The organism is Stenotrophomonas sp. SPM, assembly GCF_003105135.1.
Taxonomy (GTDB): domain Bacteria; phylum Pseudomonadota; class Gammaproteobacteria; order Xanthomonadales; family Xanthomonadaceae; genus Stenotrophomonas.
On record NZ_QETL01000190.1, the window covers coordinates 1 to 2,576 of the forward strand.

General features: G+C 67.7%; 3 protein-coding genes. 1 reads left to right on the forward strand and 2 read right to left on the reverse strand.

The genetic code is table 11. The features are described 5' to 3' along the window. Both DCO49_RS20400 and DCO49_RS19820 read right to left on the reverse strand, forming a co-directional pair. The coding region (locus tag DCO49_RS20400) for a hypothetical protein (protein ID WP_133249457.1) at nucleotides 1-185 on the reverse strand (185 nt) is incomplete at its 3' end. 21 nt (nucleotides 186-206) lie between these two features. Next, a complete protein-coding gene (locus DCO49_RS19820) occupies nucleotides 207-1,004 on the reverse strand; it encodes a helix-turn-helix transcriptional regulator (RefSeq protein WP_116865441.1) in 798 nt (265 codons plus the stop codon). Between the two features lie 73 nt (nucleotides 1,005-1,077). On the opposite strand from DCO49_RS19820, the gene DCO49_RS19825 reads away from it, so the two are divergent. Continuing rightward, a complete protein-coding gene (locus tag DCO49_RS19825) occupies nucleotides 1,078-2,277 on the forward strand; it encodes an MFS transporter (RefSeq protein ID WP_116865442.1) in 1,200 nt (399 codons plus the stop codon). The last annotated feature ends 299 nt before the right edge of the window (nucleotides 2,278-2,576 follow it).

Here is a 2,576-nt window from a genome sequence, read left to right on the forward strand (position 1 = left end):
TAGCCGCCGTCGTTGCCGCGCATGGCGGCCGACATCCGTTCGAAGAAGCCAGCCATGGCGTCCACGTCGTAGCCGCTGCGCGACAGGGTGCGGATGCCCCGTTTCTGTTTGCGCGCATCGCACGCACTCCGCCGGGCATGGCCCGGCGCTACCAGGGGTGCTGTTCTCTGGTAGATGCACGCCATGCGTGGATGCGGCGTGCCGAATCAGCGGAAGAATGCCGCTGGCGTCTGCCCCAGCTGCCGCTTGAACATGCTGGTGAACGCGCTGGGACTGTCATAGCCCATTGCCAGCGCCACATCGATCACCTTTTCGCCCACGGCCAGGCGTTCCATCGCGGCCAGCAGCCGGGCCTGTTGCCGCCACTGGCCGAAGGTCATGCCCAGTTCGCTGGCGAAATGGCGCTGGATGGTTTTGACGTCCACCGCCAGAGCTTCGGCCCAGTCCTGCAGCGTGGCCTCGTCGCCAGGATGCTTCTGGATGTGCTGGCAGATGCGCTGCAGGCGCGGATCGACCGGCGTCGGCAGGTGCAGGGGCAACACGTCCATGCGGTGCAGTTCATCCAGCAGCAGGCGCACCACGCGGCCATCGCGGCTGTCGTCCTCGTGCTCGCCCTCGATGAGGGTCGCTGCATGCAGCAGTTCGCGCAGCAGCGGCGCCACCTGCACCGCGAATGCCTCGGTGGCGAGCTGCGGGGCAAATGCCGGGTCGATGTACAGGCTGCGCATGTGCACGTCGGCGATGCAGTCCACGGCGTGGGCCATGCCGGCCGGCATCCAGATGGCGCGGGTGGACGGCACCACCCAGCGGCCGACTTCCGAACGCACCACCATCAGCCCGGACATCGCATAGACCAGCTGGTGGCGGCGATGGCGATGCGGCGACACCCGGGTGCCGGCCGAGTAATCCTTGACCCGGCACGTGACCGGGCGGTGGCCGGGCACTTCATTCCAGGGCGCGGATTCCCGGATCGAGCAGGAAGTGTCCTTTTTGCGATATGGCATGACCAGAACGCGGCGGAAGGGAGGGGGAGGGCACCGTAGCATGCAGGGCTCGCCCCCAACCTGACTGCGCACCATGTCCAGCCTGGCTACACCCGCCCCCACCGTCCGCAGCTCGACCCGCGGCGTGCTGGCGGCGATTTCCACCTCCCACATGGTCAACGACATGATGCAGTCGCTGATCCTGGCCATCTATCCGGTGATCAAGGGAGGCTTCAACCTCAGCTTCACCCAGATCGGCCTGATCACGCTGACTTACCAGCTGACCGCCTCGATCTTCCAGCCGCTGGTCGGCCTGGTCACTGACCGCAAGCCGGCACCGTACTCGCTGCCGATCGGCATGGCCTCGACCCTGTGCGGCATGCTGCTGCTCGGCTTCGCGCCGAACTACGCGATGGTGCTGCTGGCCGCGGCGATGGTCGGTATCGGTTCGGCCATCTTCCACCCGGAAGCCTCGCGCATCGCGCGGCTGGCGTCCGGCGGCCGCCACGGTCTGGCCCAGTCGGTGTTCCAGGTCGGCGGCAACTTCGGCACTGCCCTGGGCCCGCTGATCGCCGCCGCGGTGATCGTGCCGTACGGCCAGCACGCCGCCTCCTGGTTTGCCGGCGCCGCGCTGATCGGCATCGCCCTGCTGACCTATGTCAGCCGTTGGTATGCGCTGCACCTGGGCGCCCCGCGCCCGGTCGGGCAGGCCACGGTCGCACCGCGTCATCCGACCCGCACCGTGGCCCGGGTGATGGCGGTCCTGCTGGTGCTGATCTTCAGCAAGTACTTCTACATGGCCAGCATCGGCAGCTACTTTACCTTCTACCTGATCCACCACTTCGGCATTCCGGTGGCGCAGGCGCAGCTGCACCTGTTCGCGTTCCTGGTGGCGTCGGCGGCCGGCGGTTTCCTCGGCGGCCCGCTGGGCGACCGCATCGGCCGCAAACCGATCATCTGGACCTCGATCCTGGGCGTGGCCCCGTTCGCGCTGGCGCTGCCGCATGCGGATCTGTTCTGGACGACGGTGCTGGCGGTGCTGATCGGCTTCGTGCTGTCGTCGGCGTTCTCGGCCATCGTGGTGTATGCGCAGGAGATGATGCCGCACCGCATCGGCACGGTGTCGGGGCTCTTCTTCGGCTTCGCGTTCGGCATGGGCGGGCTGGGTGCGGCGGTGCTGGGTCTGCTGGCTGACAAGACGAGCATCGAGTACGTGTACCAGCTGACCGCGTTCCTGCCGCTGCTGGGCATCATCGCAGCGTGGCTGCCGCCGTCGCGTCCTCGTGCTCATTGAGGAGTTTGGGTTTGCAGGGCTTGCAGCCCTGCACCTGCTGCGAGCCACGTCAACGTCAAATGTCTGCATTCCGTGGGTTGGCGGGGTGGGTCCGGTTGAGGGGGACGCCGTGAACCCCCAGTCCGGCCCAGCCGCTGGCGGCTGGGCGTTCGGGCGCTTGCGAAGCGATGCTTCGCAAGCAAAGCACCCTCACCCATGGGGGCTTGGTCGCGGCTTGCTCGTGTGCGCTGTCCTGCGCACACGGCAAGACCGGGGTTGGGCGTCCTGCCCAACCCGCCCGAGGCATGCCTCGGGCCCAT